This window comes from Citrobacter sp. Cpo012 (assembly GCF_030333015.1).
Classification (GTDB): domain Bacteria; phylum Pseudomonadota; class Gammaproteobacteria; order Enterobacterales; family Enterobacteriaceae; genus Citrobacter; species Citrobacter portucalensis.
In genome coordinates this window covers 637,496-655,563 of the sequence record NZ_JAOWGR010000043.1, presented here as the reverse complement: position 1 = coordinate 655,563, position 18,068 = coordinate 637,496, and the positions used below count along the sequence as shown (strand labels likewise).

The window sequence follows — 18,068 nt, the reverse complement described above, 5'->3', positions numbered from 1 at the left end:
CCACCAGACCCCTTCCTATAATTTGGGAAATTTGTTTCAGAATATTCCCAAATACGATGAATGATGAAAACTTTTATCAAAAGAAGGTCGTCCCGAATGAAGCCTTTATATTGCTTCATCAAAATGACCACCAACGTTCCGGTCTGCGATTTGCCCGACGAATCAGGCTGCCGCGAGCGGTGGGACTGGGGGGAATGTTTTTCCCTATCGCGTCGGTATTAGTTTCTCAGCCAATAACCGGAGGCTGGTGGCTTTTGCTGGTGGGATGGGCGTTTGTCTGGCCGCATCTGGCATGGCAATTGGCAAGTAAAGCTATCGATCCACTGCATAGCGAATATACCAACTTAAAAGCCGATGCCATTCTCGCCGGGATGTGGATGGGGATTATGGGGATAAACTTGCTGCCATCCACGGCGCTGTTGATGATTATCTGTATCAACCTGATGGGCGCAGGGGGTATGCGTGTCTTCATCGCAGGCGCCGTGTTGATGGTGGTTTCCTGCCTGGTGACGTTACAGTTAACGGATATTCCCGTGGCTTTTAGCAGTACGCAACTGAGTGTGCTGCTGTCGCTGCCGGTGTTAGTGGTTTACCCGTTGCTGTTTGCCTGGGTGAGTTACCAGACGCTCATCAGGCTGGCAGAACATAAACGTCGCTTACAGGTTATGAGTACGCGAGATGGGATGACCGGGGTTTATAACCGACGTCATTGGGAACTGTTGCTGCGGAATGAATTTGATAATTGCCGCCGCCATCAGCGTGATGCCACGCTCCTTATCATCGATATCGACCATTTTAAGAGTATCAATGATACCTGGGGCCATGACGTCGGGGATCAGGCCATTGTTGCACTGACCCGCCAGTTACAGATGACCTTACGCGGTAGTGATGTGATTGGTCGCTTTGGCGGTGATGAGTTTGCGGTAATCATGTGTGGCACGTCTGCGAGCAGCGCGATTGCAGCGATGTCTCGTGTTCACGAACGGCTTACCCAACTGCGTTTATCTTGCGCGCCGCAGGTTGACCTGCGCATTAGCGTGGGCGTTGCGCCGCTGACGTCTGAAACTGAACACTATCGAGAATGGTTAAAATCAGCAGATATGGCTCTCTACAAAGCAAAGAATTCCGGACGTAACCGCACTGAAGCGGCGGCCTGACGTCCGGCGGTGTTAACTCAGGAGCGGCTGAGTTTTTCCGACTGCTCCATGCACTTAATCATCGCTTCAATCACCGATGAACGGAAACCGCGTTCTTCCAGGACGCGTACCGCCTCAATGGTGGTTCCACCTGGCGAGCACACCATATCCTTCAATTCGCCAGGATGTTTACCCGTTTCCAGAACCATCTTCGCCGAACCCATTACCGCTTGTGCTGCAAATTTATAAGCCTGCGCGCGGGGCATCCCCCCCTGAACGGCGGCATCAGCCATCGCTTCGATAAACATAAATACATAGGCCGGTGCTGAACCGCTGACGCCAACGACCGGATGAATCATTGCCTCCGCAATGACTTCAGCTTCGCCAAAGCAGCGGAAGATATTGAGCACGTCGGCCGTATCTTCCGGCGTGACTAAGGCGTTTGGCGTGACGGAGGTCATTCCGGCGTTCACCAGCGATGGCGTGTTTGGCATCGCGCGAATGATTTTACGGTCATGACCCAGCGCGCGGGCAAGCTGATCGAGGGTAACACCGGCGGCAATCGAGACGACAAGGGAATCTTTGTTCAGGCTGGAGGTAATTTCGCTCAGTACCTTAATCATGATGCCTGGTTTTACGGCCCCAAAAACAATATCAGCGATCTGCGCGACTTCTTGTGCAGACTGCGCCGCATTAATGCCGTACTGGTCGTGTAGCGCGGCGACCTTATCGGGGGAAGGGGTGTAGACCCAGATTTGTCCGGGGAGAACCTGGCCGCTGGCGATCATGCCGCCAAGAATGGCTTTGCCCATATTACCGCAGCCGATAAAACCAATTTTCTTGTCCATCTTGTCACTCCCTATGGATGATATTCATTGTTTTATACCCGTCATACTTCAAGTTGCATGTGCGTTGGCTGCGTTCGCTCACCCGAATCACTTACCAGAGTAAGCTCATCGGGACTCACTCTCTTGCCGCCTGCCTGCAACCCGAATTATTTAGGGTAAATCTGGGAAAGCTAAGCTTAGCGCGGAATGAATATGTTCAGAAGGAGAAACAGCACTTTGCCTGAAAGTAAAAGCACGCGACAATGTGCGACAGCACACCAGTGGGGAGAAGCTATGACAATATGGGTGGATGCCGATGCGTGTCCGAATGTGATTAAAGACATTTTGTACCGCGCCTCTGAGCGCATGCAAATGCCGCTTGTTTTGGTGGCCAACCAAAGCCTGCGCGTCCCGCCTTCGCGTTTCATCAGCACATTACGTGTGCCTGCGGGCTTTGACGTGGCTGATAACGAGATTGTGCGTCAGTGCAGCGCCGGTGATTTAGTGATAACGGCAGATATTCCGCTGGCGGCTGAAGTGATTGAAAAAGGTGCGGCGGCGCTTAACCCGCGCGGCGAACGCTATACCGAAGCCACGATCCGCGAGCGTCTGATGATGCGTGATTTTATGGATACACTGCGAGCCAGCGGTATCCAGACCGGGGGGCCGGACAGCCTTTCGCCCCGCGACAGACAGCATTTTGCGGCTGAACTGGATAAGTGGTGGCTGGAAGTTCAGCGTAGAAAATAGGGTGTGTAATTTATTATTTACACTTTATTCATTGTGAATTCTTGTTATAGTAGGGGTTAACTCATCTCGCCATTCTTTCTGTAATTTTTTCTTTACAGTTTTGGCGATGTACTAGTTTGATGATATGATTATATTTTTAACCGCATCAGATCCCGCTTGTTGGCGGCTCTCTGGGGAAATTCTGTGATGACGCAACCTCTTTTTCTTGTTGGCCCCCGGGGGTGTGGTAAGACGACAACCGGTATGGCGCTGGCAAAGGCTATTGATTTCCAGTTCGTTGATACCGATCGCTGGTTGCAATCGCACGTGCAAATGACCGTGGCGGAAATCGTCGAAAGAGAAGGATGGGAAGGGTTTCGTGCCCAGGAAACGACCGCTCTGCAGGCTGTTACAGCTCCTGCCACGGTTGTTGCGACCGGCGGCGGTATCATTCTTACCGAATTTAATCGTCATTACATGCGCAGCCACGGCGTGGTTATCTATCTAAGCGCACCGGTATCGGTACTGGTTGATCGTCTGGAGGCCACGCCTGAAGAAGGATTGCGACCGACTCTAACCGGCAAACCGTTGACCGAAGAGGTTCAGGAAGTGCTCGCCCAGCGCGATGTTTTGTATCGTGAGGCTGCGCACTATATCGTTGATGCCACCAATCCACCTTCGCAGGTAGTGGAAGACATTCTTGGGATACTGGCGCAGGCAGCGCCACGGTTGCAGGGCGGTGTCTATACTTAATGTTCATCCAGTGAAAAGGAAGAACTATGCCGACACAACCACCTTATCCACGTCAAGCGACCATTGTTACGGTTGAAAAAGGGACGCCAGGTCAGACGGTAACCTGGTATCAACTTCGTGCCGATCACCCTAAACCGAATTCGTTGATCAGTGAGCATCCTTCAGCTCAGGAAGCGATGGATGCTAAAAAACGCTACGAAGACCCCGATAAAACCTGATATGAAGACCGCTCTGGCACGAGTCTTAAAAGTGCCAGTCCGGGCGTACATCACATTATTTTAAATTTCGCCGTATACAGTAAAAATTGAAAATTAAACAATAACAATCCAGTACTGGAATGATCTGGAATCTTTACACAATACACCGCCGATCTACTGCTACGCTTTTGAGCATTTGTAGCACAGGTCAGCGCCCGGCACTTATCCGGGATTTCACAGCAAAGTAAGAAGACGGTGGAGCAACAAATGAGTACGTCGTTGGCTATCCTCACGATTGGCGTTGTGCCGATGTGTGAGATGTTACCGCTCCTGACGGAATATATTGATGAACAGCACATTACTCACCACAGTCTGCTGGGGCAGATGCAGAGAGAAGATGTGATGGCCGAGTACGGGGCTTCACCCGGTGACGAGCTGTTATTAACGCTGCTTAGCGACCACCAACTTGCTCATGTCTCACGTCAGAAAGTGGAACGCTCGCTGCAAAGCATTGTGGAGGTGCTCGATAATCAGGGATTTGATGTGATCCTGCTGATGAGTACCGCCTCAATCACCCGTCTGACCGCCCGCAATAGTATCTTGTTGGAACCTATACGCATTATTCCCCCGTTAGTGGCTTCGATTGTCGAAGGGCATCAGGTTGGGGTCATTGTACCTGTTGCTGAATTGCTCAAAGCCCAGACACAAAAGTGGCAGGTGTTACAAACTCCGCCAGTGTACGCCGTGGCGAATCCAGTAGAAGGTTCTGAACAACAGCTGATTGATGCCGGGAAATATCTCCTTGAGCAAGGTGCTGATGTTCTTATGCTGGACTGCCTGGGGTTTCATCAACGTCATCGTGATTTACTGCAAAAGTCGCTGGATGTCCCGGTTCTGCTGTCCAATGTGTTGATTGCCCGACTGGCTTCGGAATTGCTGGCGTAATTTTGCGTGACAGGTGGAACGTCAGCCCCCTATATTGGTTCCTAACTTAATCACGAGATAGGGCCAGTTGTATGCTTCAAAGTAATGAATACTTTTCCGGCAAAGTAAAATCGATCGGTTTTACCAGCAGCAGTACTGGCCGCGCCAGTGTAGGCGTGATGGCTGAAGGTGAATATACCTTTGGTACTGCGGCACCTGAAGAGATGACGGTAGTTAGTGGCGCACTGAACGTGCTGCTGCCAGGGGAAACCGAGTGGAAAGTGTATGCCGCAGGAGACGTGTTTAACGTACCGGGCAACAGCGAGTTTCATCTGCAGGTAGCAGAGCCAACATCCTATCTTTGCCGTTACCTGTAAGCGTAAAAATGACGAATGGCGATATTGAGTCGCCATTCGCTAAACACGGCTTAACGTTGCGCTTCGCCGCCTAATCCTTCCACCAGACTTTTAATCAGCGCCGCCAGTTCGCCTGTCATCAGGATGAAATCGGCATCAAAACGCTGAGCATAATCTTCGCGGTCGATATCTTCATTCTGATCGCGCAGCTCGTCGCTGAACTTCAGGCGCTTAATGGAGCCGTCGTCACACATAACGAACTGAATGCGCTGCTGCCAGTCGAGGGCCAGCTTAGTGACCAGTTTGCCCGCTTCGATATGCACGGCGATTTCGTCGCAGACCAGATCCTGCTTTTTCGCGCGGATCACACCGCCGTCTTCAAGGATCGCTTTCAGTTCAGCTTCATCCAGCAGTTGGAAGCCCTGCGCCGTGGTGCCGGAGCGAACCCATTCAGTCAGCGTCAGCTCAATAGGGTTTTCCATCGTCAGCGGAACGACCGGCAGTGAACCGAGACTCTTACGCAGCAGCGCCAGCGTATCTTCGGCTTTTTTCGCGCTCGCACAATCAACCATGATCAGATCGTTGACGGTATCGATCCACATCATTGTCTGGCTGAAGCGGCTAAAGGCGCGCGGCAGCAATGAGTGCAGAACTTCATCTTTCAGCGAGTCTTTTTCGGTCTTCTTAAGTTTGCGACCTTGCTCAGCTTCCAGTTTGAATATTTTGGCTTCCAGCGCCTGTTTGATAACCGGCGACGGCAGAATTTTTTCTTCTTTGCGGGCGCAGATAATAATTTGGCCATTGGCGGTATGCGTTAATGCATCGCTGTGCGATCCCATCGGCGGAACCCAGCCCATTTTTGCCATATCTTGGCTACCGCAAGGGGTGAACGTCATTGATGCCAGCTGTTTTTCCATCTCTTCGGCTCGCAAAGAAACATCGCGGCTAAGACGGTAAACCATTAAATTTTTGAACCACAGCATGATAATTTCCACGGCCTTGTCGTTAAATCCAGCGGGCATGATAGCGAATTGTCGCTATGCTTGCATTGTTAATCGGGAAGAGGAGCAAACAGTGCGTATAGGTATCGATTTGGGCGGTACGAAAACGGAAGTTATTGCGCTTGGCGATGCGGGCGAACAGCTTTTTCGCCATCGCCTGCCCACGCCGCGTGATGATTATCGGCAAACGATAGAAACCATCGCCACGCTGGTGGAGATGGCGGAAAACGCCACCGGGCAGACGGGAACCGTGGGAATGGGCATTCCAGGTTCAATCTCGCCCTACACCGGGGTAGTAAAGAATGCCAACTCGACCTGGCTTAACGGACAACCTTTTGACAAAGACCTGAGTTCGCGTCTGAATCGTGAAGTGCGGTTGGCAAATGATGCCAACTGTCTGGCGGTTTCAGAAGCGGTGGATGGTGCGGCGGCCGGGGCGCAAACCGTGTTTGCGGTGATTATCGGCACCGGATGTGGCGCAGGCGTGGCACTGAATGGTCGGGCGCACACGGGCGGTAACGGTACCGCGGGCGAGTGGGGGCATAATCCGCTGCCATGGATGGACGAAGATGAGCTGCGTTTCCGACAGGAAGTCCCCTGTTATTGCGGTAAACAAGGCTGCATTGAAACCTTCATTTCCGGGACCGGCTTTGCCACCGACTACCAGCGTCTGAGCGGTAAGCAGCTCAAAGGCAATGAAATTATCAGTCTTGTTACTGCGCAGGATGCTCTTGCGGAGCAGGCGTTGAGCCGCTATGAGCGTCGTCTGGCGAAATCACTGGCACATGTGGTGAATATTCTCGATCCGGACGTCATTGTGCTGGGTGGCGGAATGAGCAATGTCGACCGACTGTATCAAAACGTTCCGGCGTTGATTAAGCAGTTTGTCTTTGGTGGCGAGTGCGAAACGCCTCTACGCAAGGCGCTACACGGGGATTCCAGCGGTGTACGCGGTGCGGCCTGGCTGTGGCCGCAGGAGTAAGGTTCGCGTAGCCGGGTAACGCAGATGCTATCCGGCAGCGTGTGTCATCTGGGGTACTGCGCGCTTCAGGCGACCGTACAGCAGCAGTGACGACATCGCAGAAAACGACAGCAGTGCCGCCGGCAGCGTCACGTAGTTGTAGGCAAAGCCCAGCGTCAGCATCATGCCACCGCAGTAGGCGCCAATCGCGCTGCCGAGGTTAAAGGCAATTTGCCCGCCAGCCGCACCCAGCAGCTCCCCTCCTTTAGCATTTTGCAGCAATAAAATTTGCAGCGGTGCCGACAGGGCAAACAGGCCCGCGCAGCAAATAAAGGCAAAGGTTAGCGACGCAGCTTTGATCCCGCCAAAGGCAAAGAGTAACAGCAGAGCCAGCACAATCACGAAGTCGGTTATCACCGCAATGCGCAGCGGCGTATAGCGACCAGACAGCCGACCGCTCAGCAGATTTCCCAACACCATTCCTAATCCTACCAGCATCATGATGAAGGTCATCAGCGCTTCGGAAAAGCCGGAGATGAACATCATGTATGGTTTTACATAGCTGAACCAGGCGAAAACCCCGGCGTTACCAAACATGGTGGCGGAGAAAATGAGCCACGGGGCGGGGCTTTTCAAAAAGTGAAATTGTTCGCGCAGGTTTCCTTTTGCTTCATCGCTGATGTTGGGCACCCAAAAAGCGACCGAGACCATCACGGCGATATTAAAGACGGCAATCAGCAGGAACGTATAGCGCCAGCTAAATTCCTGACTCAGCCAGGTGCCGACGGGAATGCCAACCAGATTGGCAACGGTCATACCCGAAATCATGCCCGCGACAGCGGCGGTGACTTTTCCCGGGCGGGCGAGCTTCGACAGGATAATTGCGCCAACGCCAAAAAATGCGCCGTGCGGGAAGCCTGAAACCAGCCTACCCACCGCCAGCATAAAATACGAGGAGGAGAGGGTGAAAATGGCGTTGCCAATCACACACAGCGTGACCAGAAACAGCAGAATATGCTTGAGCGAAAAGCGGCTGGAAAAGAGTGCAATAATGGGCGCGCCAAGCACCACGCCAAAGGCGTAAAACGAAATCATATGGCCAGCGGCAGGAATGGAAATTCCCACGTCCCGCGCCAATTCGGTGAGTACACCCATGATGCCAAATTCGGCCATGCCCAGCCCAAACGTCCCCAAGGCTAAAGAGAAAATGACTTTTTTCATACCACCTGTCATACACAGCAACAACAGCTAAGTAGGGCTAATGCTATCATATTTGTGAAGTCTGAACGAACGATTGCAATTATTCTTGAAAGCAATTATTTGCATGTTAGGTGCCGATAACATACGGACTCTGAATTGTAGTCTTTTCAATATATAAAATACACTAAAATAATAATTTATTGATGGGCGATTTCTGGTTGGGAATGGGTTATTGTATTCACAGCGTATATGAATCGATAGTGATTTATTTTTTATATATAAATCGCATAGCTATAAATTATTTAAATATTGTTTTTGTTTTATCGGTTAACTTATTATAAATTGCTGTTTTGTAATGATATTATTTTTTGTCTTTGTGCTGTTGATGAAATAAAAATCATATTATATTATATATGTCGACCACAATATCCATTGGGTTAGAACGCATAAGATTCTATCTTTCGGACCTCTTCTGAGGACTGTTTGGGATTTTTATATGCAAAAGTCTTTGGCGGAAATTTCAGAGGCAGCATTCGAAAGATAATAAAATTTATTATAGGGAAATTTCACATGAAAAAGAAAGTACTCCTTTCTGCCTCTTTGTTGCTTGTTGCGGCTATCAATGTTGCGCATGCGGCAGACTTAACTGATGACCAGGGCACCGTCACTTTTACCGGTACTATTATTAACCCACCTTGCCAGGTTGATACAGACAGCGAAGATGTTCAGGTACCCTTTACCCCGCTGGGGACGAACGCCTTTGCTGGTATTGGCGAAGAAGCGTCTCAGGTTCAGCCATTTGCAATTAAACTGACTAAGTGCCCGGCAAATACTGTGGTAAACCTGACCTTTGCAGGTGATACCGCAACGGAAAATACGCAGCTGAAAGCGCTTACTGGCGGCGTTGATACCGGTGTTGGTATTGTGGTTTATGGCGCTGATGCCAGCAATGATAAAGTCGTTTTTAACGACGAAGCGAACTCTGCTTTTGCTCAAACGACCGGGGCAAGCGAAGAAAATGACCTGACGTTTAACTTCACATCAAAAGTTGTGGCAACCGTTGATCCGGCGAGTATCAAAGGCGGCGAGTTTGCCGCAACCACAACCTATACCATTTACTATCCATAAGGGACGTAGAGTGGGTGTGACGTAAGTTCAGACAGGATATGCCATAGGATAATCAGGGTATGTCCTGTAATTCTTTTCGAGATTTAGCCATAAGGGATGAATGATGAATCTCAACATTTCTGGTTTGCTGTTTTCAGCAATATTCATTCTTTTTCAAAACACTGCTTCGGCGGGGGTGCAAATTAGTAATACGCGTATTATTTATCCTGGAGATGTGGATGAAGTTCAGGCAACGGTAAAAAATACGGGTAATGGAAATCAGCTTGTTCAGGCATGGGTTGATAACTTCGATAAGAATGATAAAAGTAAGCCTCCTCTTATTATTACGCCTCCGTTATTTAAACTTATTGGCGGACAGACGAATATCCTACATTTTATCTCAGTCGATAAAAATGACATCCTGAAAAAAGATCGTGAACAAATTTTTTGGGCTAATATCAAGTCTATCGAAGCGACGCCTAAAGTGTTAGTACAACAAAGTAAGCTACAATTGGCTACCCGCAGCCGTATTAAGCTGATATGGCGACCAAAAGGATTAAATAAAAACGACGCGCAAGAAGCATACAAAAGTCTGATATTTTCTGTTTCAGGTGGACGTTTGGCTGTGGATAACCCGACGGCATACTATATTTCTTTGCATAATATGACCGTTGACGGCAAAGAGGTAAAGCCGCCGAAAGATACGCTTTCTGCTGTGTCTATGATGATTTCACCCTATTCAAAAATGATCTATTCCCTTCCTGGTGGGAACGCTAAGTCTGTTCGATGGAGTGCAATCGACGACTACGGCAATGCCACTTCCGAACAGGAAAAGTCACTTTAAATTTGGCGGATAAGGATATCCACAATATGCGGCCTATCAATAATAATCATGAAATTCTCTCATTGAAATTATCAGCTATTGCCACCGCGTTGATGTTGTGTAGTCCGTTTTGTATCGCTGAATCACAAGTTGCTGATGATGAGTTTAATATTGATGCGCTACGTTTTGATTCCCCAATAGACAGCGCAGAGGCGATCCGTACTTTTTTAGACGATAATGCACTTGCACCAGGCGTCTACCTCAGTTCTGTTTATTTTAATAATCATTTTGTTGAAAAAAAGAATGTGACGTATGTGCTTAATGAAGCCCATACCGCACTCATTCCCGTGTTAAAAAAATCAGAACTGGCCGCCTATGGCGTCAATGTCAGCAAAATGCCATTGATGAAAACGATGTCTGATGACGCCACGGTTGATGATATCGGACGTTACATTGAAGAGGCTTCCTGGACTTTCTCCACTCAGCAACAACGGCTGGATATTCGTGTTCCGCAAGTTGCTGTTAATCAGGAAGTGCAGGGGTATATCGACCCTGATAATTGGGATGATGGGATACCTGCTGCACTGTTGGGTTATTACTATAGCGGCTCTAAAACACACTACAGCTCTCAGGGCTCGTCGACACAAAATTACCTGAGTTTAAACAGTGGACTGAATGTAGGGCCGTGGCGCATACGAAACAATGGAAATTACCAAAGCGGAGATGGTTGGGAAAACATTTCGACGTATATTCAGCGGGATATAAAGCGCCTGCGTAGCCAACTAACGCTCGGTGATAGCTCTACTGCGGGAGATATTTTTGACAGCCTTCCGATTCGTGGTATTCGTCTGCAAACAGATACCGCTATGCTGCCCTATAGCCAACAAGGGTTTGCGCCGGTGATCCGGGGGATTGCGAAAAGCGATGCTAAGGTGACCATTAAGCAAAATGGCTACACTCTCTATCAAACCTATGTCAGCGCAGGGGCGTTTGAAATTACGGATGTACCGCAGGTATCTTCCGGCAGTGATTTCGATATAACAATCACGGAGGCTGATGGGAGTGAGCGTAGCTTCGTTCAGACGTCGTCTTCTTTACCTATCATGCAGCGACAGGGGGCATTGCAATATAGCGTTGCCGCCGGGCATTACCAAAATAATGATACATCAGAGGATCCTAATCTGGTCGAAGCGCAACTTATCTATGGGTTGCCTTATGGTTTTACCGTGTATAGCGGCGTGTTGGGCAGTGATTTTTATCGTTCCGCGGCATTAGGTTTTGGTATTGATCTTCATGATTTTGGCGCGTTTTCGTTTGATGCCACAACGGCCAGAAGCGAAGTGGCTGATAACGTCTGGCAGGGGATGTCTTATCGTGCCCAGTATGCGAAGAATATCGATACGACCAACACCAATCTTACGCTTGCGAGTTATCGTTACTCTACCCGTAATTTTTATACGTTTACGGAAACGTTAAATAACCGAACTAACGATATTGATGACGACAGTTTTTATGCTTATCGCAATACCAATAACCGTCGTAGCCGCTTTCAGGTAAATATCAGCCAGAGCCTGAATGAGCTAGGTTCTTTCTATATCTCCGGTTATCAGCAAGATTACTGGGGACTGGCGGGATATGAGCGCACGGTATCTGTCGGTTATAACCAGAACTGGGAACGGATCCGATTTATGCTCAACTATTCGTTGACGCAAACGCCAACCTCACATCGAGATGAGCAGGTTTCATTTACTGTCAGTATTCCCTTAGATAAATGGTTACCCAGTGCCTGGGCGAATTATACTTATACAGATAACCGTCATCGTAGTCAGCAACATCTGATTGGGATCAGTGGTACTGCATTGCAGGATGATAACCTCAATTATAATCTCCAGCAGTCCTGGGGGAATAATGGAATGGGGGAGAATGGAAGTATGAATGCCACCTGGCAAGGCTCATTTGGCTCTGTTTCTGGTGGGTACAATTATGACAACAACAGCAGGCAAGTGAATTATAAGTTACAAGGTGGGATTATCGGCCATGCTGGCGGGTTTACTTTAGCACAGTCGCTACCTGAAACGGTGACCTTAGTCGATGCCGACGATGGGCCTGATATTAAAGTAGAAAACAGTACCGGCGTATATACTGATTCCTATGGCTACGCTGTTATTCCATATGCCTCACCCTATCGAACGAATAACATTATATTGAATACGGCAAGTAACTCGCAGGTTGATATTGAGGAGCCCGTCAAACAGGTGATTCCTTCGCGTGGTGCGGTCACACTGGCAACATTTTCTGCACGCACCGGTATACGTGTTTTGTTAACGCTACAACATAATGGAAATAACGTTCCTTTCGGCGCGCTTGCGGCATTGGCAGGGGAAAACGAAAAAAATTATGCCAGTATCGTGGGTGATAATGGACAGGTTTATTTAACCGGTGTATCGGCAGGCGATCGCGTTATGGTGAAGTGGGGTGAGAAAGCAATACAGCAGTGTACCGCGCAGATTGCTATTCCTGCCGATGAACTTACCAACAAAACCGTTGCTATATTAGCGGCAGAGTGTAAATAAAGGTGAAAGTGATAATGATATCCTTCATTAGGTATGTGATTGTATTTTTTGTACTAAACTGGTCAGTGGTAAGTTATGCTTCATGTTATTATAAAAATGATACGACAGCTGCAACCTATACGGTCACCGTTCCGACTATTAACGCTCAGCGCGATGTCCCTGCAGGAACTGTCCTATGGGATAGCGGTTATCTTAGTGCTCCAAATCAATCGGATATATTTTGTAATGGGGTGCACCCAATCTATCGTGGATATGATGACTCATCATTGACGCTGGTAAATGGTGTTGAAGAATATGTTTATCAGACGAATAACCCAGGTATTGGGATTAAAATTTGGTGGTTGTCTGTTGATAGTGGCAAAAGCTACTCACCAAGTGATGCCCGTATTTTTTATTCTCCGGCGAAGGCTGAAGGTTCAAAAACATGCAATGGCTGTGAATACACAAATGTATCGGCAATGTTTGAGGTGCGATTAATCTCAACCGGGCAACCTATTACAGATACTCCCTTGCAATTATCACGATTTAGTGCTTCCCGAATATATGAATCCGCCGCTCAACTTCATATTAACTTTACCGATGCAGATGTGGTAGTTAACAGTGCCAGTTGTGTGCTTAATAGTAAGAATATTTCTGTTAATTTGGGTCGTTACTTTAAAACTGTCAGTCTGAATAACCCGGGTGATACTGGTGATGCGGTTGATTTTAAAATTGATTTGACGTGCGATCAGGATACCAATGTCAATGTATTATTTTCTGGTACAACGGCAGCAGGCGATAGCACTATTCTGACATTAAATGATCTTGATTCTCCGACGTCTGCGCAAGGTGTCGGTGTGCAAATTTTATATAACGATCGGTTAGTGAATTTTGGCGAGCTCCTGTCCACGATAAAAAATGGTGCAGAAGGGAGCGTCGCTCTGCCGTTTAAAGCTCACGTCATACGTTTAAATGAGAACTTGCGGGCCGGCGAAATCAACGCCACGGCGACCTTTGATATGATTTACCGCTAGCGGTTATTTTTTAAGCGTAAGAATAATATGCAGGGAATGATATTGCCGATCTTGTCGGCAATATCAATACGTCGAAAAATCAGCGTCATTCCACTCTGAAAGTGTTGTCGAGTTTGCTGTAACCCAGCCCGTTGATTTTTTTCACTTTGATTTGCACCGGAATGCGTTCTTTCATTGCTTCGACGTGGCTGATCACGCCAATGGTTTTACCGGTAGCGTTGAGTGCATCCAGTGCGTCCAGAGCGGTATCCAGCGTTTCGCTGTCCAGCGTGCCGAAGCCTTCGTCGAGGAACAGGGAGTCAATTCGCGTTTTGTGGCTGACCAGATCGGACAATGCCAGCGCCAGCGCCAGACTCACCAGGAAGCTCTCACCTCCGGAGAGCGTACGCGTGTCACGCACCGCATCGGCTTGCCAGGTATCGACCACTTCCAGCTCCAGCGCTTCGCTAGCCTTGCGCTGCAACAAATAGCGACCGTGCAGACGGGTTAACTGGTTGTTGGCAAGCCAGACCAGGTTATCCAGCGTCAGTCCCTGGGCAAATTTGCGGAACTTATCTCCCTCTTTCGAGCCGATCAGCGCATTCAGATAGCCCCAGTCTTCGACCTGCTGCGCGACTTTTTCAATCTCCTGCATCAGCGCCTGCTGCTGCTGGCGGTTTTCAGTATCCTGCCTGAGCTGCTGGCGAATTTCTCCCTGACGAGTGGTGTTATCCCGCAGCAGTTGGGTGAGCTGCGCCAGCGTGTCGCGAAGATGTTGTGCCGTGAGAGTGAGATCCACCCCGGCTGGTTGCTGCTGTTGATGAGTCACCAGCGCCTGCTGGGCCTGATTAAGCAGCGTTTGTGCCTGTTGTTGCTGGTTTTCCAGCGATTGTTTCAACAGCTCAAGACGGTTGAAGGTCTCTTCATCCAGCAGGGCGGCAATAAAGGCGTCACGGTTGTCAAAGATGCTGGCCTGCAATGCGGCATCAAACTGCGCCTGAATGTCTGCGGCGCGCTGAACGTCCTGTGCTTCCTGCTGCTGCAAGGTTTGCCACTGTCCCTGTAAAGAGAGGCAATCGTCGTGCACCTGCCGCCAGTTTTCCAGCGACAGATCCTCAATGATTTCAGAAAGCGCCTCAGATTCTGGCAGCGTTTCCAGCAGCGGCGCAAGCTGGGCAATCCGGGCCTGTAGCTCAGTCAGTTCATTCTGGCGCTGTTGCCACATTTGCGCTTCGTTCGCCCGTTCTCTTAGCCATGAGGAGACTTCATCCTCGGGCGGAAGGGCCAGACCATGACGGTCCAGCTCTGAGGTTAACGTTGCCTGGCGCTGGTCAATATGCTGTTGGAGTTGAGTAATCTGTTCGGTATGCGCGGCGATTTGCGCCTGCAGGGTATGACGCAAGCTTAACTGGTGAAGCTGTTGTTCGTACTCTTCCTGAGCGGCCAGCCACGGGGCAATGTCATCCTGCGGTTGTAGCGATACGTTGAGGCTGGCGGTAACGGTCAACCACTCTTGAGTAAGTGCTTGCTCCTCCTGAGAAAGCCTCTGTGCTTCATGTTCATCGCGCTGAAGTTGCTGCGTTATCGCCTCAAGCTGCCCGCGCAGGGTTGAACCCTCATCGGCCAGCGTTTTGACCTCTTTTTCCAGCACTTCACGTCGTGCCTGATTTACGCTCAGCTCAAGCGTCTGGTAACGCTCGATAGCCGGATGTGTAGTAGAGCCACAAAGCGGACAAGGTTTGCCGGATTCCAGTAATGCCCGATGGCTTTCCAGATCTTTGATGCGGGCTTCCTGCTCGCAAATGAGTCTCACATCGGCAAGTTGCTGATTTTTATCTTTATAGCGCTGACGTTTCTCGGCAAGTACCGCGTTGCGCTGGGTCAGCTCTTGCTGGCGCTGCAGCAGTGAAGCGCGTAGCTGTGCCAGCTGCTTTTGCTTCGGGACGATTTGCCCGTGCAGATTACTGAGGCGCTGGCGTAGTGGACGAAGCTGCACATGTTGAGCCAGCGCTTCTGTCACTTCCTGCGGCGAAAGGGTCAACGTGGGAAGCGCCAGTGCATCGAGCTTACGTGTGTCGTTCTCCCGCAGCTGTTGCCACTGGCGTAGCTGGGCGCTGGCGTCGGACTGTTGCGCCAGCAGCGCTTTCCATCCTGCCAGTTCGCTACTCCATAAGCGGAAGCGGTCATGTTCGTTCAGCCAGTCGGTTAACGTCTGTTGTTCGGCGAGTATCGCGGTCGATTGCGTGTGCGCTTGCTGACGGATACACCCGCGCAGCGCTAAGCTGCTTTGTAAGCGAGTATTCACTTCCTGAATCTTCTGGCGCGTACGCTCGATAGTAGCCGTTTGTTCCTGGATTCGCTCCCAGTGAGGGCGCAATGCTCTGGCCGGCTGCGCCAGGCTCAGCGCTGCCAGCTGCGGCTGCGCGTCTTCTTGCGCCTGAAGTGCTGCCTGTAATGCCTGCTGATGGCGGTTTATGTCCGTCTGAAGCTCATTTTGCCGAATAAGCCAGTTGAGGTGCTGTTGCTGAGTTTGTTGGCTGGTAAGGTATTGTTTTTCTTCGTCAGTAAGTACCTGCAAACTTTCCGTCAGGGACTGCACCTGCTCTGGTGCTAACAGCGCCACGCCGCTGGCCTGGGCCTGCAGTTTTTCCAGCTCCGTACGCGCTGACTTGTGCTTTTCAAACACCATGGCGGAGATTTGGCCGTAGATCTCAGTACCAGTTAACTCTTCCAGAAGCTCGGCGCGCTCTTTCGGTTTGGCATTAAGAAAGGCGGCAAACTGGCCCTGAGACAGTAGCATCGAACGGGTAAAACGCCCGTAATCCAGCCCGGTAAGCTCGGCTGTCATCTCCAGCTTGTCTTTGACTTTATCGGCGAGGATTTTACCGTCAGCGCAGCGGGCTAGCTCTACGCGCGGGACCTGCAGGTTGCCCTCGGGCTGATTGCGCGCCCGGTTCTGGCTCCAGAATGCGCGGTAGGCTTCGCCGCGCACCTCAAACTCAACTTCGGCCAGACACTCCGCGGTGTCGCGGGTCATCAGGTCGTTTTGCGACTGTGACACTGTATTCAGGCGCGGCGTTTCGTGGTACAGGGCGAGGCAAATCGCGTCCAGCAGGGTGGTTTTCCCCGCGCCCGTTGGCCCGGTGATGGCGAATAACCCGTTACTGGCAAAAGGTTCTGCCGTGAAATCGACTTTCCATTCTCCCTTCAGGGAGTTGAGGTTCTTCAGGCGCAGGCTGAGAATTTTCATGCTTCACTCTCCCCGGCAAGCGTGTGTAAGGTTGCGCTAAACAGCTGATTCAACCGCTCACGCTGAGGCTCCTCGAGCTCTTCCAGCGCCAGGCGGCGGTCAAAAACTTCCGTTACGCTTAGCTCGCTTAACGTTTCGCGTCGTTCATTGGCCATAATACGTTCACGTTGTTCCCGACTGCGGCGCACCAATAACACCTCGACCGGTAAATCTTCGGTTAAGGCCTGGATCTTACGTTGCATGTCATGCAGATAGTCGTCGGTGGTGATTTCAATATCCAGCCATATCGGCGGCTCTTGTGGCACGTTACGCCACTGTTCAAGCTGGGTGGTAATGGCGGCTAAATCGCCTTTCAGTACCGCAAGCGGCTGGGTGACCGGTACGGTGAGATTTTCAACGGCGCTGAGTTTCCCCGCTTCAAAGCTCACCAGATGTACACATTTGTTTTTGCCGCACTCGTCAAAACTAAGGGCAATCGGTGAACCGCAGTAGCGAATATGGTCCGTCCCGCCGATAACCTGCGCCCGGTGAATATGCCCCAGTGCGATGTAGTCCGCGGGTGGAAAGTTTTGCGCCGGAAAGGCGTCCAACGTACCGATATAAATGTCACGTACGGCGTCACTTTTACTGGCGCCAACGGTGGTCAAATGGCCGGTCGCAATGATGGGCAGGTTTCGATCGCCACGCAGCGTGCAGGCGTCCTGATACTGCTGCTGGTAATAGTCGGTGATCGCCCCCAGCAGATGCTGCTGTTTTTCTTGTCCGGTTAGCCCGGCCTGGCTGGTAATGATGTCACGTGGTCGTAAGAAAGGAACCGGACACAGGATCGCTCCCGGCGTGCCATCACGTTGCGGCAACACCTGCGGCGCATGGCCGGCGCTGGCAACGACCGTGGTGTTGAGAAACGCCAGAATATCGCGGGACTCATTGAGCGTGGCGACGGAGTCGTGGTTGCCTGCCAGCACGACCAGATGACAGCCAGTTTGCTGCAGATTGACGACAAAACGGTTATACAGCTCACGGGCGTAGCTTGGCGGTGAGCCGGTATCGAAAATATCGCCCGCCACAATAATGGCATCCACCTGCTGGGATTGTGCCGTTTCCAGCAGCCAGTCGAGAAAGGCCTGATGTTCAGCGGCGCGGCTCTTGCTGTAGAAATTTTGGCCCAGATGCCAGTCAGACGTGTGAAGGATGCGCATAAGAGTTCCATGACGATAAAACAGTGGCGGGGATTATAAC

Annotated in this window: 16 protein-coding genes; 11 read left to right on the top strand and 5 right to left on the bottom strand. The window is 50.4% G+C overall.

Going from position 1 to position 18,068, the window contains the following annotated elements:
* The first annotated feature begins 41 nt into the window (after window positions 1–41).
* Window positions 42–1,157 carry a diguanylate cyclase AdrA gene (adrA, locus tag OGX90_RS22905; protein WP_095533161.1) on the top strand — a complete coding sequence of 372 codons (1,116 nt, stop codon included), beginning with the start codon at window positions 42–44 and terminating at the stop codon, window positions 1,155–1,157.
* 17 nt (window positions 1,158–1,174) lie between these two features.
* On the opposite strand, the gene proC is transcribed toward adrA, so the two are convergent.
* The gene (gene proC, locus OGX90_RS22900) at window positions 1,175–1,984 is read right to left on the bottom strand and encodes a pyrroline-5-carboxylate reductase (RefSeq protein ID WP_003021462.1); all 810 of its coding nucleotides are present in this window, start codon (window positions 1,982–1,984) and stop codon (window positions 1,175–1,177) included.
* 273 nt (window positions 1,985–2,257) lie between these two features.
* Here proC and OGX90_RS22895 point away from each other — a divergent pair, with 273 nt between their 5' ends.
* From OGX90_RS22895 to ppnP, 5 genes are all read left to right on the top strand, one after another.
* Window positions 2,258–2,713 (top strand): YaiI/YqxD family protein, encoded by a 456-nt coding sequence (locus tag OGX90_RS22895; protein WP_008783909.1) that lies wholly within the window; start codon window positions 2,258–2,260, stop codon window positions 2,711–2,713.
* A gap of 186 nt (window positions 2,714–2,899) precedes the next feature.
* Window positions 2,900–3,445, top strand: a complete 546-nt coding sequence (gene aroL, locus OGX90_RS22890) for a shikimate kinase AroL (RefSeq protein ID WP_008783910.1) — start codon at window positions 2,900–2,902, stop codon at window positions 3,443–3,445.
* 26 nt (window positions 3,446–3,471) lie between these two features.
* Entirely contained in the window at window positions 3,472–3,663 is a 192-nt protein-coding gene (yaiA, locus tag OGX90_RS22885; protein WP_003021472.1) for a protein YaiA, read from the top strand.
* A gap of 246 nt (window positions 3,664–3,909) precedes the next feature.
* On the top strand, window positions 3,910–4,587 hold the full coding sequence (locus OGX90_RS22880; RefSeq protein ID WP_003830963.1) for an AroM family protein: 678 nt from the start codon (window positions 3,910–3,912) through the stop codon (window positions 4,585–4,587).
* A 71-nt stretch (window positions 4,588–4,658) separates the two neighbouring features.
* A complete protein-coding gene (gene ppnP, locus OGX90_RS22875) occupies window positions 4,659–4,943 on the top strand; it encodes a pyrimidine/purine nucleoside phosphorylase (RefSeq protein ID WP_003021477.1) in 285 nt (94 codons plus the stop codon).
* A gap of 50 nt (window positions 4,944–4,993) precedes the next feature.
* On the opposite strand, the gene rdgC is transcribed toward ppnP, so the two are convergent.
* Complete coding sequence (gene rdgC, locus OGX90_RS22870) at window positions 4,994–5,905, bottom strand: recombination-associated protein RdgC (RefSeq protein WP_003021479.1); 912 nt, start codon at window positions 5,903–5,905, stop codon at window positions 4,994–4,996.
* Between the two features lie 91 nt (window positions 5,906–5,996).
* On the opposite strand from rdgC, the gene mak reads away from it, so the two are divergent.
* Window positions 5,997–6,905, top strand: a complete 909-nt coding sequence (gene mak / locus OGX90_RS22865; protein WP_286624747.1) for a fructokinase — start codon at window positions 5,997–5,999, stop codon at window positions 6,903–6,905.
* A gap of 27 nt (window positions 6,906–6,932) precedes the next feature.
* Here mak and araJ read toward each other — a convergent pair whose 3' ends face one another.
* On the bottom strand, window positions 6,933–8,105 hold the full coding sequence (gene araJ, locus OGX90_RS22860; protein ID WP_048216350.1) for an MFS transporter AraJ: 1,173 nt from the start codon (window positions 8,103–8,105) through the stop codon (window positions 6,933–6,935).
* Between the two features lie 549 nt (window positions 8,106–8,654).
* Here araJ and OGX90_RS22855 point away from each other — a divergent pair.
* The 4 genes from OGX90_RS22855 to OGX90_RS22840 all read left to right on the top strand — a co-directional run bounded on the left by OGX90_RS22855 (window position 8,655) and on the right by OGX90_RS22840 (window position 13,600).
* A complete protein-coding gene (locus OGX90_RS22855) occupies window positions 8,655–9,212 on the top strand; it encodes a fimbrial protein (RefSeq protein WP_079934862.1) in 558 nt (185 codons plus the stop codon).
* 103 nt (window positions 9,213–9,315) lie between these two features.
* Window positions 9,316–10,035 (top strand): fimbrial biogenesis chaperone, encoded by a 720-nt coding sequence (locus tag OGX90_RS22850; RefSeq protein WP_286624745.1) that lies wholly within the window; start codon window positions 9,316–9,318, stop codon window positions 10,033–10,035.
* 26 nt (window positions 10,036–10,061) lie between these two features.
* Window positions 10,062–12,587: a fimbria/pilus outer membrane usher protein gene (locus tag OGX90_RS22845; protein ID WP_286624743.1), complete on the top strand. Its 2,526-nt coding sequence runs from the start codon at window positions 10,062–10,064 to the stop codon at window positions 12,585–12,587.
* A gap of 14 nt (window positions 12,588–12,601) precedes the next feature.
* Window positions 12,602–13,600 (top strand): fimbrial protein, encoded by a 999-nt coding sequence (locus OGX90_RS22840; RefSeq protein ID WP_174770632.1) that lies wholly within the window; start codon window positions 12,602–12,604, stop codon window positions 13,598–13,600.
* Between the two features lie 85 nt (window positions 13,601–13,685).
* Here the strand turns inward: OGX90_RS22840 and sbcC are convergent, their stop codons facing one another.
* Both sbcC and sbcD read right to left on the bottom strand, forming a co-directional pair.
* Entirely contained in the window at window positions 13,686–16,829 is a 3,144-nt protein-coding gene (sbcC, locus tag OGX90_RS22835; protein WP_286624741.1) for an exonuclease subunit SbcC, read from the bottom strand.
* Window positions 16,826–18,028 (bottom strand): exonuclease subunit SbcD, encoded by a 1,203-nt coding sequence (gene sbcD, locus OGX90_RS22830; RefSeq protein ID WP_079934857.1) that lies wholly within the window; start codon window positions 18,026–18,028, stop codon window positions 16,826–16,828. Before sbcD ends, sbcC begins: the two co-directional genes overlap by 4 nt.
* Between the last annotated feature and the right edge of the window lie 40 nt (window positions 18,029–18,068).